Annotated in this window: 2 protein-coding genes; both read left to right on the top strand. The window is 70.1% G+C overall.

The window, feature by feature from the left end:
• A partial coding sequence (locus ABT078_RS42480; protein WP_351237832.1) for an acyl carrier protein occupies positions 1-549 on the top strand: 549 nt, incomplete at its 5' end.
• Positions 550-672: 123 nt separating this feature from the next.
• Positions 673-1610 (top strand): beta-ketoacyl synthase N-terminal-like domain-containing protein (locus ABT078_RS42475; protein ID WP_351237830.1); only part of this gene is annotated, 938 nt, incomplete at its 3' end.

The raw sequence follows: 1610 nt of genomic DNA, 5'->3' as shown, positions 1-1610 counted from the left end.
ACCACGACCCAACACAGCAGCACCGACCTCACCGCTCGACTCACCCCCCTCACCCCCGCCCAACGTCATCAAGCACTCACCGACCTCATCCGCGCACAGGCCGCCACAGTCCTCGGCCACACAAACAGCACCACCATCGAACCCAACCGCCCCTTCCAGGAACTCGGCTTCGACTCCCTCACCGCCCTCGAACTCCGCAACCACCTCACCAACACCACAAACCTCAAACTCCCCGCCACCCTCATCTACGACCACCCCAACCCCGACAGCCTCGCGACACGTCTGGTCGAGCAGCTCGACCTCGACGCCGAGCCCGAGTCGGTCGCGGCGCCGGTCCTCGCCGGCCTCGACAAGCTCAGGAGCGCGATCCAACAGGCGGCGGGCGCGGACGAGACCGCGTACGAGGAGATCAGTGCGCGGCTGCGGGAGCTGCTGGACGACGTCCAGGCGGCGGACGGCCGGGGCGGCAGGACGGCCGGGGACGACGGCGGGGATCTCGACGGCGCGAGCGATGCGGAACTCTTCGCATTCGTCGACGATCTCGACTGACCCCGGGCCCGGTGGAGCCCCTCCGCCAAGCGCACGGTCCCCGGCGGGCTGCCAGACGCACAGTACACATCACTCGTAATCGACATCCGTCATCAAGAACATCATTTCGGGAGCTGACCACAGGTGGCTGACGAGCGGGAACTCCGGGACTACCTCAAGCGGGCGATCGCCGACGCGCGTGATGCGCGGAGGCGCCTGCGCGAGGTCCAGGACAAGGCGCAGGAGCCGATCGCGATCGTCGGGATGGCGTGCCGCTATCCCGGCGGGGTGTCCTCGCCGGATGACCTGTGGCGACTGGTCGCCGACGGTGTCGACGCGGTCGGCGACTTCCCGGACAACCGGGGCTGGGACCTGGAGAACCTGTACGACCCGGACCCGGCGGCCGTGGGCACGTCGTACACCCGCGAGGGCGGCTTCCTGCACGACGCGGACCTCTTCGACCCCGAGTTCTTCGGGATGTCCCCGCGCGAGGCGCTGGCCGTCGACCCGCAGCAGCGGCTGCTCCTCGAGACCGTGTGGGAGACGCTGGAGAGCGCGGGCATCGACCCCGAGTCGCTGCACGGCAGCCGTACGGGCGTCTTCGCCGGCCTGATGTACAACGACTACGGTTCACGTCCCGGGCTGCCACCCGAGGGCAACGAGGGCTATCTCTTCAGCGGCAGTGCGGGGAGCATCGCCTCCGGACGGCTCGCCTACACCTTCGGATTCGAGGGTCCGGCGGTCACGGTCGACACGGCCTGCTCGTCGTCGCTCGTCGCGCTGCACCTTGCGGCGAACGCGCTGCGGTCGGGCGAGTGCGACCTGGCGCTCGCGGGTGGTGCGGCGGTGATGTCGACGCCCACCGCGTTCGTCGAGTTCTCGCGGCTGCGCGGTCTGGCGACGGACGGCCGGTGCAAGTCGTTCTCGGAGGACGCGGACGGCACCGGCTGGAGCGAGGGCGTCGGCCTGCTGCTCGTCGAGCGGCTCTCCGACGCACGGCGCAACGGCCACCGCATCCTCGCGGTCGTACGGGGCTCGGCGGTCAACCAGGACGGCGCGTCCAACGGCCTCACCGCCCCCAA

Origin of the sequence: Streptomyces sp. NPDC002133 (assembly GCF_040296405.1) — a bacterium.
Classification (GTDB): Bacteria; Actinomycetota; Actinomycetes; order Streptomycetales; family Streptomycetaceae; genus Streptomyces.
The sequence above is the reverse complement of the archived record's forward strand: the minus strand, read 5'-3'. Positions and strand labels throughout refer to the sequence as shown.